This is a genomic window from Hyphomicrobium sp., from assembly GCF_041659645.1.
Lineage (GTDB): Bacteria > Pseudomonadota > Alphaproteobacteria > Rhizobiales > Hyphomicrobiaceae > Hyphomicrobium_B.
Map to the genome: position 1 here is coordinate 919164 of NZ_JBAZXX010000002.1, position 14594 is coordinate 933757.

General features: G+C 62.1%; 9 protein-coding genes. 6 read left to right on the forward strand and 3 right to left on the reverse strand.

The features are described from left to right. Window positions 1–407: 407 nt before the first annotated feature. Together WC811_RS09380 and WC811_RS09385 are read left to right on the forward strand one after the other, a co-directional pair. Entirely contained in the window at window positions 408–2144 is a 1737-nt protein-coding gene (locus tag WC811_RS09380) for an OmpA family protein (protein ID WP_372643449.1), read from the forward strand. An 18-nt stretch (window positions 2145–2162) separates the two neighbouring features. Beyond that, on the forward strand, window positions 2163–3845 hold the full coding sequence (locus WC811_RS09385) for a DUF4166 domain-containing protein (protein WP_372643452.1): 1683 nt from the start codon (window positions 2163–2165) through the stop codon (window positions 3843–3845). Here WC811_RS09385 and WC811_RS09390 read toward each other — a convergent pair. Next, entirely contained in the window at window positions 3842–4564 is a 723-nt protein-coding gene (locus WC811_RS09390; RefSeq protein ID WP_372643454.1) for a thermonuclease family protein, read from the reverse strand. The genes WC811_RS09385 and WC811_RS09390 overlap by 4 nt on opposite strands. Before the next feature lie 297 nt (window positions 4565–4861). On the opposite strand from WC811_RS09390, the gene WC811_RS09395 reads away from it, so the two are divergent. Next, on the forward strand, window positions 4862–7198 hold the full coding sequence (locus WC811_RS09395; RefSeq protein ID WP_372643456.1) for an AsmA family protein: 2337 nt from the start codon (window positions 4862–4864) through the stop codon (window positions 7196–7198). A gap of 259 nt (window positions 7199–7457) precedes the next feature. Beyond that, window positions 7458–8015: an S-adenosylmethionine decarboxylase family protein gene (locus WC811_RS09400; RefSeq protein ID WP_372643458.1), complete on the forward strand. Its 558-nt coding sequence runs from the start codon at window positions 7458–7460 to the stop codon at window positions 8013–8015. A 98-nt stretch (window positions 8016–8113) separates the two neighbouring features. Here the strand turns inward: WC811_RS09400 and WC811_RS09405 are convergent, their stop codons facing one another. Further along, the gene (locus tag WC811_RS09405; protein WP_372643460.1) at window positions 8114–9565 is read right to left on the reverse strand and encodes a DHA2 family efflux MFS transporter permease subunit; all 1452 of its coding nucleotides are present in this window, start codon (window positions 9563–9565) and stop codon (window positions 8114–8116) included. Window positions 9566–9850: 285 nt separating this feature from the next. Here WC811_RS09405 and WC811_RS09410 point away from each other — a divergent pair, with 285 nt between their 5' ends. Together WC811_RS09410 and WC811_RS09415 are read left to right on the forward strand one after the other, a co-directional pair. Continuing rightward, window positions 9851–11794 (forward strand): acyl CoA:acetate/3-ketoacid CoA transferase, encoded by a 1944-nt coding sequence (locus tag WC811_RS09410; RefSeq protein ID WP_372643463.1) that lies wholly within the window; start codon window positions 9851–9853, stop codon window positions 11792–11794. A 147-nt stretch (window positions 11795–11941) separates the two neighbouring features. Further along, window positions 11942–12958 (forward strand): S1C family serine protease, encoded by a 1017-nt coding sequence (locus WC811_RS09415; RefSeq protein WP_372643465.1) that lies wholly within the window; start codon window positions 11942–11944, stop codon window positions 12956–12958. Window positions 12959–13005: 47 nt separating this feature from the next. On the opposite strand, the gene WC811_RS09420 is transcribed toward WC811_RS09415, so the two are convergent. Beyond that, entirely contained in the window at window positions 13006–14559 is a 1554-nt protein-coding gene (locus WC811_RS09420) for a P-loop NTPase (protein ID WP_372643467.1), read from the reverse strand. Window positions 14560–14594: the final 35 nt, after the last annotated feature.

Here is a 14594-nt window from a genome sequence, read left to right on the forward strand (position 1 = left end):
GAGCCATCGATTTCACCGCTGGCAGCCGAGATCGAAGGGCAGGCCCTATCGCGCGGCTCTTAGCGCTCGACCGATCGTCGGACGCGATCTCGATACGCTCGGCCCTGGCTATCGATCTTCTACTTTCGTCGCTCTGGGCTCGATCCGCTATATCGGAAACAATGATCAGCAGGCCGCTTTTTCTCGCTTTCTCGATTGGTTGAAGCGAAAGAAATATTTTGCGCCATGATTTCGACGTACCCTATTCACGCTCGCTTCATATGGCTGCCCTTAAGCCCTGCTCAAGCGCGGAGATCGTCTGCCCATACCGCACACTGCGGCGAAAGCGCGAATTCCGGTAAAAGGGCGATCCGGTCAAAACCGATTCGCGGCGTCAAACGCAGACGCAAATTATTCGAGGGAATGCCATGAAATCTAGCCGACACGTCGCACTCGCCGCTGCTTCGCTCCTGGCGGCAGTCGCGGTGTCGCCATCGTTGGTCAAAGCCGATGATCAGCAGCCTCAGGGCAAGTGGGGCAACAAAAACGACAAGAAACAAGAGGGCAAAGAGCAAGGCGGCGGCGATCGGAACCGACAAGAAGGCAGGCCCGATAAGCAGCACCGCGAGCGCCCGCAGGGAAACAACCAGGGAAACAAGGAAGAAAAGCGCGGGAAGCCGAATTTCGGTCAGAACCCGCAGCCGAATGTTCAACCCAAGCAGTTCGGCAATGGCGGACAGGGTGGAAATCCCAACGCGTTCGTCAAGCCGAAGCCTAACTTTCAGCCGAAACCGCCGGTTGCGAACGACGTGGTGGTTCCGCAAAAACAACAGCGCCCGCAAAATGCCGGGCCGCAGAATTTCGACAACAAGTTCGGTGGCCAGAACAACGACAATAATAACAACAAGAACAACGATCGGAACAGAGGCCAGTTCCAGAAGCCCTTTGGTGGGAATGACCGCAATCAAGCTGGCCAGGGCAAGCCACCGGGCGCGGTCGGTAAACCCGAGACTCTCAATAGGCCGGCGTCCAACTTCCGGCCGCCGAATACGCCGCCCCTCTCGGCAAGCGATTCCAAACGCCGCTTCGAAGCTCTTCGCGGTCAACGCAAAGAAGTGAAGATCGACGGCGGCAAGGGCGTCGTGATCGAAGAGCCCGGCAAGCGGCGCATCTACCGAGAGAACAATCGGGTCATGATCACGCATGACGACAACGAGCGCTTGCGACGCGTGTCGCCGAATGCCCGTTTCGAGAAGGGCAAAGGCGGCGGAAACATCGCGGTCATCGATCGTCCGGGCGGATATAAAGTCTACTCGGAGACGGACTCGCACGGCCAGCTCGTCCGGCGTTATAGACGCGGTCCGGACGGCCGGGACGTCATCATCATCGACAATCGCCGCCGCCGGCACGACAACTTCGGCCGAAACCTCGCGGCTGGCATCGGTATCGGCGTCGGAGTGGTCGCCGGGGCGGCGATCTTGAATTCTGTTCTGGATGTGCCGCCGCCTCGCGTCACCATTCCGCGCGACGAATACATCGTCGATTACGAACGCGCGAGCGACGAGGACGTCTACGATGCATTGAGCGCGCCGCCTGTCGAAGACTTCCGCGACCGGTACACGCTCGATGAAATCCGCGCGACGGCTGCGCTTCGTGACCGGATGCGCCGCGTCGACCTCGACGACATCACGTTCGATTTCGGTTCGTGGGACGTCAATCCGATCCAGTACGGCAAGCTCGAACGGATCGCGCGGGCGATGCGCCGTATCATCGAGCGGAACCCCAACGAGGTGTTCATGATCGAGGGATATACGGACGCCGTTGGATCGCCGGAGGACAATCTTTCGCTGTCCGATCGGCGTGCGGAGTCCGTTGCCGAGGTTCTGTCCGAGCAGTTCCAGATCCCGTTCGAGAATCTGACGACGCAGGGTTACGGCGAAGACTATCTGAAGGTGCCAACGCAAGCACCAGAGAGGCTTAACCGGCGCGTAGCTGTGCGACGCATCACGCCGCTTCTGGCACGCGACAATGGTCCGCCGCCGCCGGCACCGCGGCCGGGTGACCGGCAGCCTGCTTATGACGACGGCCCTGGCGGCGGTCCGGACGATGGTGGCCCCGTTGACGACCAGGGCGACGATCGGGGTAATGACGACCGACAGAACTAAGACGCCAGGAGCCGTTGTGTGCCCCGTCGCATCGTATTGATCGGATCGACGGGGTTTTTTGGCCAACGGCTGGCGCGACGTCTTGTTTCACTGGATGGCGTCGCGCTTTTTCTCACGTCGCGCAGGGAAGCCCGTGCAACGGCACTCGCGGATGCGCTCGGAGGTGGCGGAAGAATTACCCCGCTGGCCTTCGCTCGCAACGACGCTGCTAGCATCGAACGACTCGTGTCGCTCGCTCCGTGGCTCGTGATCGATGCCTCGGGGCCATTTCAAGTCGCGAGCTATGACCTTGCCCGAGCCGTGATCGGCGCCGGCGCGCACTGGATCGACCTTGCGGATGCCCGCGATTATCTGCTCGGATTTGGCCCAGCGCTCGACGCCATCGCACGCGAGAAAGACGTCGTCGCGCGGGCGGGTGCGAGTTCCACGCCAGCGCTATCGATGGCTGTTGCCGAAGATCTGACGCGCGGGTGGCGACGCATCGATAGCGTCGACATTGCCATTTTGCCGGGCGGCAAAGGCGATGTCGGAGAGGCGGTGGTCCGAGCTATCCTCTCCTATAGCGGCGCGCCGATTGCGACATTTGTCGAAGGACGACAACAGAAGACGACGGGGTGGGGAAGCGCACGCCGCTTGCATGTCGATGGACTCGGCGTTCGCTACGCGTCACCGGTCGAGACCGCCGACGCGATGGTGATGCCGAAGCGATTTTCCGTGACCTCGCGTGTGTCGTTCGGCGCCGGACTTGAATCCCGTGTCGAACAGTTCGGACTTTTGTTGCTCGCGCATCTCAGACGTCGGGGTTTCATTTCCGATTTGGAGGCGTGGGCGCCATATCTCGTCAGGGCACGTTCGCTGACGCGGCCTTTTGCTTGCGATCACGGCGGCATGATTGTCGATTGCACCGGCCTCGATGGCGATGGACGGCTGACGTCGGCACGATGGACACTTCACGCGTTGCCGGGACACGGTCCGGACGTTCCGGTGCTTCCGGCCGTGGCATTGACGCGCGCGTTGTTGGGCGGCGGCAAAAAGACCGGCGCAGAGATTGGCGCGCTGCTGCTCAAGGACATCGAAGCCGAAATGGAACCGCCATCGCACGTGACCTCTCGCGCTGTCACGGTCGCAAGCGATGCGAGCTTGATCGAGGCGGCGTGCGGCGGCAGCTATGCGTCGCTGCCTAGAACTCTCAAGGCATTTCACGATCAAGATGCGCCGCCCGTCTGGGTGGGGAAAGCCGATATCGACGCGTCCGATTCATTTGCCGGGCGCATCGTGCGGCGGGTCTTCGGGTTTCCGCCGTCGGGGCGAGACGTCGATGTGATCGTCACGGTTGACCGTCGCGAGGGTGGGGAAACCTGGACGCGAAATTTCGGCGGTCGCCGCTTTGTCTCGCGGCTCAGTCATGAAGGCGGCGCGATCATTTCCGAGCGCTTCGGCGCGGTCAGCGTGCGACTCGCGATCAAAGCCCAGCGCGGAGAAATCGAGATGCCGGTCGTTGGGTGGCGCTTCGGCGCGATGCCGCTACCGCTTTTCCTGGCGCCGAAATCGGAGACACGGGAATTCGTCGGCGGCGACGGACGCTTTCACTTCGATGTCGCGATCCGGCTACCGATCGTTGGTCTGCTCGCGCACTACCGCGGCTGGCTCGTGCCGCAAGCGGTCGCGGCGCGTGAGACGGCGGCGAGCGGGAACGCTTAATTCGGAGACGCGGGACGCCAGCCTGCCGCAATGGCGTCCTGTTCCGAGCAGAACCAGCGCTTGCCTTTGGCCAAATCCATGTTCACGCTGTCGTACCAAGGGTCCCAAGGCATGTGATAGATGCGGCCATGAGACGAGACGTTGCCTTTGATCGCGCATCCCTTCGGAGCGCCCGTTTCCGCGACTTGCCATTCGTTGCGGCGAAAATCCCAAGGCGCTTCCGCCGGGCCTTGCCAGACGCCGATCTTCGCGTTTCGCGCTTCGGTTTCGACGCCGACATACGTGACGGAATACCGGACGAAGGCCCATGCCAAACCGGCTTTCACCATCGCTTCGTCGATATCGATGCCATCGGCGAAGCAGGTCGCGAGGACGCGACGATAGCGGTCCGTGCCTTTCCGATCGCACGACAGATCTTGGTGCTCGGCGAGTTTGCGCAACATCGTCGCGGCCGCCACGCCGCAGTTCCACGTCTCACCACGGGCTGTTTGACAGGTCTGCGCGATCTCCGGCGCATCGATGCCTTCGAGGCGGACGCGCGTCGGCCCAACGTCGAGGGTATCGCCGTCGACAACGCGGCCGATGCCGGTGATGATCGCGGGCTGGTCGTCGCGCCCTCCCAAGGCGTAGGCGGTGAGAGGGAGAATGCCGATCAAAAAAAGCGCACCGACCTTGAGGCCGGTGCGCGAAAGTCGGTGGGGGAAGGACGCAGGGAACATGCGACGGAGAAATCTTCCCCCGGCTTGTCACAACCTGGGCGGAGTCGTGGTGAAATCATGCAATCCAGTGGGGCGGATGCAACACGGGGCGGCTGGCGACGCCCGACGGGAGGGCGCGTGCCAGCCGTTATGGTTCGGCGCGATAAACCGGATGCGTGAATCGAGCTTCGGGGCGCGCGTTGGGCATCAGCATCGGGTAGACCTTGCGCCGCAGACGTCGGCGGCTCGCAAGTGACATAATTTGCCTCGATATTTCGCGTGATTTGCGGGCGGGCTGCCGCCAAAGACGAGGAACGAATGGTTTCCCAATATCCTGTGCCGCCGCCACCGCCGTTGCCCCCGCAACGACCGAGCTTCGAGCGGGCGCCACTCGGTTCCGGCCCGCGCCGTGGCCCGCCGCCGCCCGGTGGCCCCCGAAGGCCGCCGCCAAGACGGCGAAGCGGCCTTCTCATGGGCGCCGTCTACTTCTTTCTTTTTCTCCTGATCGCAGGTGGCGTGGGTGTCGGCTATTTTGTGCTCAATCCGCCAAGCGACTTCATCCGGCAGAGGATCACCGAGCAGATCAAAGCCCGGACGGGTCGCGATCTCGTGATCGCGGGACCGGCGTCGTTCGATTTCTACCCCGTGCTCGGCGTATCGCTGCACGACGTTTCGCTTTCGGCGCCGCCCGGCATGGACGGCACCCTGATACAGGCCGAAGCGCTGCAGGTCAGCGTGAAGGCGATGTCGCTTTTCAAGCGCAAACCGGTGATCAACTCGGTGACGCTCAAACGGCCGGTTTTCGATTTGCGCGTCGACAAGAGCGGACGGAGCAATTGGAAATTCGCGGCTTATCACGCGTCGACCCGGCTTGCAGAGTTGCAGCGCCGGGGCACGCTACGGGACGCGGGCGCAATCGAGGTGGCGGCGGCGGACGCGGATAACAATCCCCAAGTCAGCCGCGTGATCAACAACCTGCAGCTCGATAACGTCAGCGTTCAAGACGGCACGTTCCGCTTCAGCGACGAACGGACCGGACGCAAGTCCGAGGTTTCCGGCGTAAACGTAAAATTTGGGCTGCCGTCACTGCAAAGCCCGCTCGTCGCGAACGGTAATCTCGTCTGGCGCGACCAGCAGCTCAATTTCGATGGCAGAATCGAAAACGTGCGCAGCCTGTTCATGAATGCGCCCGCGCACCTGTCGTTTTCCGCCAAGAACACGCTGATTGCTGCTTCATACGACGGCGATCTGACAGTCCACGACGGCGCCACTCTCGAAGGCCAGGTGTCGGCGAAAGCGGAGTCCGCGCGCCAACTCGCGGAATGGTTTGGCACTCACCTGCCGCCGGTCTCCGGCTTCGGGCCGCTTTCGATTGAGGGCACGCTACAGACGGCCGACAACGTCACCGTATTCTCGAATGCGACGTTCGCACTCGACGGCGAAGCGGCGAAAGGCACGATCAAGGTTACGACCGGCGGCGCGCGTCCGTTCGTCGAAGCCAACCTCGCGATCTCCGAACTCGACCTCAACAAATATCTGACGAGCGCCGTCACCGGAATGCTGGCGAAGGAAGGCGCGGGTGGAGGCGAAGACCAAGCTCCCGCCACGACGCCGACTGAGCCTCAGCCGGGGCCGGACGACATTCAAAAGCTGCTGCAAAAGCAGGGCACGAAAGTTTACGGCGTCGAGCAGCGCGCGGGCTGGTCGAGCGAAGCGCTGAACCTGACGCTGCTTGGCGTCGCCGATGGCAATGCGCGGGTAAGCGTTGGAAAGCTTCATTTCAAGAACATCTCGATCGGGCAATCTTCCGTCGATGTGGCCGTCAAGGACCGCGCGATGCAGGCGACGTTCAACGACGTCACGCTTTATCAGGGGCACGGCCGCGGCGTGCTGACGGTCGATGGCTCGGCAGGAACGGCGAACGTCGGCGCAAACTTCAAGCTCGACAGCGTTTCGGCGCTGCCGTTCCTCAAAGACGCGGCGAATTTCGGTTGGGTTGCAGGTAACGCCAACGTCAAACTTCAGCTTGCCGCGAACGGCGCGAGCCAATTGCAGTTGATCGAAAGCCTCAACGGCACGGCCGGTTTCCAGTTCTCGAATGGCTCCGTCGTCGGCTTCAATCTCCCGGCAGCGCTGCGTGGACTTTCGCAGGGCAATTTCTCGGCGCTCAGGACATCGCCGTCGGAGAAGACGGATTTCAGCGCGCTGGCGGCGACATTCACCGTCACTAATGGCGTCGCGGAGAACCAGGATTTGCAGCTTGTGAGCCCGCTTTTGCGCGTGACCGGCGGCGGCACCATCCACATGCCGGCGCGCACCGTCGATTACACGGTGAAGCCGAAGCTCATCGCATCGCTCGAAGGCGAAGGGGGTGACGCGCAAGCTTCCGGTATCGAGGTGCCGGTCCGGATAAGCGGTTCCTGGGACAAGCCGAGCTATCAGCCCGACCTCAAAGGCGTGCTTTCCGATCCCAACAAGGCGATGGATGCGATCAAGAAGATCGGCAAGAAGCTCAAGGGCAAAAACGCCGACGAAATCGTCGATGGTCTGTTCGGCAAGAAGGGCGACGACGACCCGCAGACGGAAAAAACCAAGAAAAGTGCAAAGAACCTGCTGAATAAATTATTCGGCAAGCAGGAAGACGATCAAAATTAGCGGTTTTTTTACGGCTTGGTTTGGCTTCGATGACGAATTGAAGGCGTCGGCGAGGCGTCACAAAAGCTGCAGCTAAGTCGCTGGTGCGACACGTTGAAAAAAATTCCCCCCAGGGGTCAAAAAGGTCTTGCGTGGGGGGGGCGTTGGCCTCATATGCGCATCTCTCGTCTGTCCACCTGCCAACATGGTCGAGGTTTCCCAGAACCAATGAGGTAAGGAGCGGGCGAGTCAAACCTATCTGCTGGTTGGGGAGGGTCACATGGCCTTTAATGACACCCTCTTCCAATTGGGGATGGACTTGACTCGTTCAAGCACCGCCCAAGAGGAAGATCACTCGCGCGCTGAGTTCAATGCGGAAGTCGAAGACTCGGAGACGAGTCCGGTTGCAGAGCAAAGCGTTATTAGTGCAGGGACTACGATCTATATCGATCTCCACGGCGCCAAGCGCCTCGACGACGTCAAGTCGGCCGAGCGTGCGACCAAGCGCGCCGTCGAGAGCTTGGGCCTCAAGCTCAAGAGCCTCCACCTCGATCGCGTCGCCGGTGGCGGCGTGTCGGGTGTCGCGGTCTTGAGTTCCGGGCGCCTGTCCTTGCAAGCGTGCTCGCGGACCGGCTTTGCCGCCGTCGACGCGCGCGGATGCGCGGGATTGAAGCCGTCATCGGCTCTTCTCGCCCTCGCGGATGCCTTCCAGGCACGCGAGGCGGTCATCCAGCGCGTGCGGACGGATACCGACGTCGCCGTGCCTGCCCTGCGTGTCGTGCAGCAACCTGCACCGCGTAAGGCTCAGCGCCAGAAGGCCCAAGCGAAGGCGGCTTAAGCCGCTTCGTTCTCTTCACGACCAGCAATAGGCTGCCGCGATCGGGCGCGTCCCGATCGCGGCTTTTCGTGTTTGTGAATTCCATGTGCAGCTTCGGTCTACCCAATGTGGCCTTCACGCTGGCGTGCGGCTTCCTTGGCGGGTTCGGCGGCCTTCATCGCCTCCGTCGGCAGAAGCGAAGCACCGGCCGACTGTGACAGGCGGCTGAAGAAGATGATCGACGATGCCGAGACGACCGCGATCAGGATGAAGACCGGCGGGAAATGATCAGCGTCGATGGCGTCGCCGCCTCGCATGTATTGCATGAACTGAAGTCCCAACGCCGCGATCGTGACGCCGACTGAGCCTGAAAGCTCTTGGCAAACAGCGGCGAAGCTCGTGGCGCGGCTCAACCGCTCGGGTGGCACGTCGGCGTAGGCGAGCGTATTGACGCTCGTGAATTGCAGCGAGCGCGATAAACCTCCTGTCAGGAAAAGCGTGACTATCAACAACCAGGGTGTGTTTGCCGAGAACAGCGACGGCAAAGCCGCGAACAAGCTGGCGACGACGGCATTGGCGATCAACACCTGCCGAAAACCAAAGCGACGAATGATGGCTGCGGCCTGCGTCTTCATAAACATGGCGCCGATCCCGGTTGTGAATGTCATCAATCCGGACTGAAAGGCGGTCATGCCGAAGCCTGCTTGAAACAGCAGCGGCAGTAGAAAGGGTCCGGCGCCCAGGCCGGTGCGAAACAGAAAGCCGCCGACGACACCGGCGCGAAACGTCGGAATGGCGAGCAGACGGAGATCGATGATCGGCGCCGGAACGCGCGTCGCGTACCACACATACGTTGCAAGCAGCGCGGCGCCAGCAAGCGTAATCAACACGACCAGATCGCGGCTGAGGAGGCCGAGACCCATCAGCGTCACGCCAGTCAAGAACAGCGACAGGCCCGGGCCGATCAGCAGGAAGCCGCGAACGTCGAAGGTGCTGGATACCTTCTCGCGAGTGTCGGGAATGAAGCGGGTGATGAGCACGAGGCCGACCAGCGCGACCGGGATGTTGATCCAGAAGATCCAGCGCCAGTTGAAGTAGGTTGTCAGGAAGCCACCGAGCGGCGGTCCGAGCACGGGGCCGACAAGCGCTGGAACCGTCAGCCACGCGATTGCGTTGATCATGTCTGTTTTCGGAATTGTGCGCAGCACAATGAGCCGGCCGACCGGCGCCATCATCGCTCCGCCTATCCCCTGGACGATACGAGCAGCAATGAGCGAGCCGAGATCGGTCGATAGTCCACAGGCAATGGAGCCGACCGAGAACACGACCATCGCCGCGCGAAAGACGTTTTTGGCGCCAAAACGGTCCGCCATCCAGCCCGACGCCGGGATGAAAACCGCCAGCGCCAGCAAATATGTGGTCAGGGCAAGTTTAAGATGAATGGGGTTTGCATTCAGATCTTTAGCGATTGCGGGCAAGGATGTGGCAAGCACCGTCGCGTCGAGGTTCTCCATAAAGAGAGCGGTGGCGACGATCAGAGGTATGAAATTACGGCGAAAATGTTCGGTCATGGCGGGCTGTCTAGCATGCGTGAAACGATTAATGGCCAGACTTTCCGGCGCGCGTCCTATGCAGGTCTCGATTGCATTAGGGTGCGGCATAAGCCGCCCGCCGACTTTCGGATAGGCTGCCATTACCCCCTTGAGTGGTGCAGGTTTCGCGTAGCTACGCTATGCGCCATGATCGGCCGAGCGCACGACTTGGTCTTCGGCATAAAACAAACAACAGCTCGGATGGTGAAGAGGCCGGTCGAAGCCTCACCCAATCCAAGGCTGTGACTCGGGGAAACGCATCGCATGGTTACCAACAAAGTCATTTCTGCTGATGAGGCCATCGCGCGAATTGGCGACAATGCCGTCGTCACGACGACCGGGTTTGTTCAGAGCTGCATTCCTGAAGCGCTACACGCGGCTCTTGAGAAGCGCTTTGTCGAGACGGGCGCTCCACGCGACCTGACCCTGATCATGTGCGCCGGCGCCGGGGACAGCAAAGGCCTCGGAACGGGCCGATTGCATCACGACGGGCTTTTGAAGCGGGTTATCGCCGCAAACTTCGGGCGTATGCCGAAAGTCGCGCAGGCCGCACAGGACGACAAGATCCAGGGCTACAACCTGCCCCAAGGCGTGATCTCGAAGCTTTACCGCAGTTGCGCATCCGGCAGCCCGGGCCTTTTCACCCGCGTCGGCCTACATACCTACGTCGATCCGCGCCTTGGCGGCGGCAAGGTCAATACCAAGACGAAGGAAGATCTCGTCAAGCTGGTCGAGGTCGATGGCAAGGAATGGCTGTTCTATAAGGCGACGCCGATCAACGTCGCGCTCATCCGTGCAACCAGCGCCGACCCGCTCGGCAACCTCAGCATGGAGAGGGAAGCCCTGACGCTCGACGTGCTGGCGCAGGCGATGGCCGCGCACAACAATGGCGGCATCGTCATCGCGCAGGTGGAACGCATCGTTGCGGAAGGCTCGATCAAGCCGAAGGACGTGAAGGTTCCGGGCATCCTGGTCGATTGCGTCGTTATCGCGGATCCGCCTGAGATGCACCGCATGAACTACGGCGTGATGTACGATCCGGGTCTCGCGGGCGAAGTTCGCGTCACGGTCGATGGGCTGCCGACGATGGAACTCGACGAGCGCAAGATCGTCGCGAGGCGCGCTTCTTTCGAGTTGCCGCCGAACGGTGTCATCAATCTCGGCGTCGGCGCGCCGGATGGTGTGGCGAACGTCGCCAACGAAGAAAAAGTTACGCCGTATCTCGTCATGACGACGGAAGCAGGCGCGGTTGGCGGCGTGCTAGCGGGCGGATCGAGCTTCGGCTCATCGGCCAACGCTCATTCGATCCTCGATCAAAACCAGATGTTCGATTTCTACCATGGCGGCGGCCTTGATTTGACGTGCCTCGGCATGGCGGAATGCGACAGCCTCGGCAACGTCAACACCAGCAAGTTCGGCGGCAAGCTCAACGGCTGCGGCGGGTTCATCGACATTTCGCAGAACGCGCGCGCGGTGGTGTTCGCTGGCACGTTCACGGCGGGCGGCCTCAAAATCGCGATCGAGGACGGCAAGGTTCGGATCGTGCAGGAGGGGCGCGCGCGGAAGTTCGTGAAGCAGGTCGAGCAGGTGACGTTCTCGGGCCAATACGCGGCACAGAAATCGCAGCCGGTGCTTTACGTCACCGAGCGCTGCGTATTTCAGCTCACCGATCACGGCCTTGAATTGATCGAAGTGGCGCCGGGCATCGACATCGAGCGCGACATTCTTCCGAACATGGCGTTCAAGCCTCACATCCACAACCCGGTGACGATGAACCCACGGATCTTCATCGACGAGCCAATGGATCTTCTCGCGGACCTTCTGAATCAGAACCTCAAGGATCGTGTGACGTACGACGCGGGCCGGAACATTCTATCGGTCAACCTTCAGGCTTGGAGCGCGCGCAAGAAAGCCGACGTCGCCGATCTCAAGACCGTGCTTGTCGAGGCCTGCAAGGCGACCGGTAAGCGGGTCGACGCTGTGGTCAATCAGGATGGCTGCCGGATCGCGGAAGACCTCTACGACGAGTATGCCGATATGGTGGCCTACGTCTCGAAGAACCATTACGGGCGGTCGGCGCGCTATGCCACGAGCGCGATCACGCGGCAGAAGCTGCAAGAGGCGCTGCGACGACGCGGACTGGGCACGCACGTCTTCGAGAGCGCCGACGCGGCTTACGAGTCGTTGGAGCGGCAAGCGGCCGAATAGCGTTCGAAAGAACGTCATTGCCGCTGCTCTTGGCCTTTGGCCGAACGGCGGCAGCATGGCTGCACTGCGTCCCAGTACCGTCCAGGACTTGATGGGATTGATGACCGTCGCCATCTAATCGCGACTTCATCTCCCATCGGGTGCATCATGGAACACAGTATTTTTCGGGTTTTTGACTCGTCTGACGCCGAGCGTCAAAGCGCGCTACCCGGTAGCATCGCCCGCGATGACGCCGTCCTCATGGACGCTTATAGCAACGCCGTCGTCGATGTCGTCGACGTGGTATCGCCCGCCGTCGTGCATGTGCAGGTGACAAGCACGCGCGGCGGACGCACGGGACAAGGCTCGGGCAGCGGCGTCATCGTTTCGCCGGACGGCCTTGTGCTGACCAACAACCACGTCATTGACGGCGCGCAGTCGATCACGCTTGCGCAGGGCGACGGCCAGCATTTCGGCGCACGCCTCGTCGGCCGCGACCCGGACACCGACATCGCCGTGCTGCGGGCGGAGACGACGGAGCGCCTGAAATTCGCGCGTCTCGCGGACTCGAAGAAGCTGCGCCCGGGCCAGATCGCGATTGCGATCGGCAATCCGCTCGGCTTTCAGTCGACGGTGACGGCGGGCATCATCAGTGCGGTCGGGCGTTCGCTGCGGGCGGAGAACGGGCGTTTGATCGACGACGTGATCCAGACGGATGCCGCGCTCAATCCGGGTAATTCCGGCGGGCCACTCGTCAATTCGTCGGGGCACGTCATCGGCATCAATACGGCGATGATCATGGGCGCGCAGGGTCTTTGCTTCGCCGTTGCGTCGAACACGGCGGAATATGTGCTGACGCAAATCCTGTCGCACGGACGCGTGCGGCGCGGCGTCATGGGCATCGTTGCAGAACACGTCGTGCTGCCGCAACGCATTCGTCATGCGCTCGGTTTGACACAGGCGGGCGCCATCGGCATTCGCAGCGTGCAAACGGGTGGATCGGCGGATACGGCCGGGCTTAAGGCGGGCGACATCCTGATCGCGCTCGACGGCGTACCGATCGCGGGCGTCGATGACGTCGCGCGCGTTCTCGATGCGAAGCACATCAATCAGAAGGTGCTCGCGTCCGTGCTGCGAAACGGCGAAAAGCTGGACTACGCGATCGTTCCGGAAGAGCGGAGCTAAACTGTCCCCTCACCCGAACCCTCTCCCCAAGGGGAGAGGGTAATTTCTTATTCCCTCGTCAAACCCTTGGCTGCAAGTTCTTCGAGGTACTGGCCCCAGCGCGTATCTTTCTCGCGGCCGATGAGATGGAGATAACCCCAGGTGTAGAGCCCGGTGTTATGGCCGTCGTCGAAGGCGATGCGCGTCGCGTAGTTGCCGACAGGGCTCATGCCGGTGATCTTGACGTTCTTCTTCCTCGGCACGGTGATGCGCTGCGACGGCGAGTGGCCCTGGACTTCAGCCGAAGGGCTGACGACGCGAAGGAACTCGGCGGGCAATTCGAAGGTGCGGCCGTCGGGGAATGCCGCTTTCAGCGTCTTGCCGCCATCGGTGATATCGAGCAGCGGCGGCGGCGTCAGCGTGCCTTTGGCGCGCTCGACCTCACTCCACGTGCGCGCGGCGATATCGCGGAAGATTCCGGCGTGGACACTTTCGGGTGCGGCAACCGTCACGGGCTTGCCGCTGTCGGAGGTTTCGCGGATTTCCATGTGCAGCGGAACTTCGCCGAGGAACGGCACGCCGAGCTTACTCGCTTCGTCGCGGGCACCGCCGTGACCGAAGACGTCGGAGCGTTCGCCGCACTTCGGGCAGAGGAAGTAACTCATGTTCTCGACGATGCCGAGGATCGGCACCTCGACGCGCTTGAACATCGCGATGCCCTTGCGGGCGTCGATGAGCGCGAGATCCTGAGGCGTCGAGACAACGACGGCACCCGAGAGCGGCACGTTTTGCGAGATCGTCAACTGCACGTCGCCGGTGCCGGGCGGCATATCGATGATGAGGACGTCGAGATCGCCTGTCGAACCGGCCCAATCGGTTTCGCGGAGCATCTGGGTCAGCGCCGAGACGACCATCGGTCCGCGCCAGACGACGGGCGTGCCTTCATCGACGAGAAAGCCCATCGACATGACTTTCAGGCCCCAACCTTCGAGCGGGGTGATGGTCTTGCCGTTCGCCACCTGCGGCTTGCCGCTGATGCCGAGCAGGCGTGGCTGCGACGGGCCGTAGATGTCGGCGTCGACGATGCCGACCTTCAGGCCGATGGCTTGCAGGCCAAGCGCGAGATTGACCGCGACTGTCGATTTGCCGACGCCGCCCTTGCCGGACGCGACGGCGACGACGTGCTTGACGCCGGGGATGCCCTGGGCTCTCGCGGCCGGTTGCGCTCCAGCTGCTGCGGCTTGGCGCGGGCCGGCGCCGTCACCCGTCGCACCTTTGGCGCGAGCCGCCTGAACGCGCGCATGCTCCGGACGAGGACCCGAGACGGCTTTAACGGGGCCGCTCGCAACCCGTGTCTCGCGCGGCTGGCCGCCTTGAGCTTCGGCGGTCAGGACGGCGGTGACGCCCGTGACGCCGCTGATTTCGGCAACGACTTTCTCGGCGGCCAGGCGCAATTGCTCGAGTTCCTCGGCGCGGTTCGCCGGAATCGTGATCGAGAAATACGGATGGTCGTCCTTGATAAAGACCTCGGATACGAGGCCGAGGTCGACAATATTGCTTTCAAGGTCTGGGCCTTTGACCCGACGCAGGGCGGCGAGCACCTGTGTCTTATCGACTGGCATGAGCGTCTCCCGGAAGCGCCGAAGCGGCGCTCTTT

What these genes read in the sequence shown, in the direction of transcription:
- WC811_RS09420 (WP_372643467.1), bottom strand. Translation starts at nt 14,559, where the DNA reads ATGCCAGTCGATAAGACACAGGTGCTCGCCGCCCTGCGTCGGGTCAAA.
- WC811_RS09410 (WP_372643463.1), top strand. Translation starts at nt 9,851, where the DNA reads ATGGTTACCAACAAAGTCATTTCTGCTGATGAGGCCATCGCGCGAATT.
- WC811_RS09415 (WP_372643465.1), top strand. Translation starts at nt 11,942, where the DNA reads ATGGAACACAGTATTTTTCGGGTTTTTGACTCGTCTGACGCCGAGCGT.
- WC811_RS09380 (WP_372643449.1), top strand. Translation starts at nt 408, where the DNA reads ATGAAATCTAGCCGACACGTCGCACTCGCCGCTGCTTCGCTCCTGGCG.
- WC811_RS09405 (WP_372643460.1), bottom strand. Translation starts at nt 9,565, where the DNA reads ATGACCGAACATTTTCGCCGTAATTTCATACCTCTGATCGTCGCCACC.
- WC811_RS09395 (WP_372643456.1), top strand. Translation starts at nt 4,862, where the DNA reads ATGGTTTCCCAATATCCTGTGCCGCCGCCACCGCCGTTGCCCCCGCAA.
- WC811_RS09390 (WP_372643454.1), bottom strand. Translation starts at nt 4,564, where the DNA reads ATGTTCCCTGCGTCCTTCCCCCACCGACTTTCGCGCACCGGCCTCAAG.
- WC811_RS09400 (WP_372643458.1), top strand. Translation starts at nt 7,458, where the DNA reads ATGGCCTTTAATGACACCCTCTTCCAATTGGGGATGGACTTGACTCGT.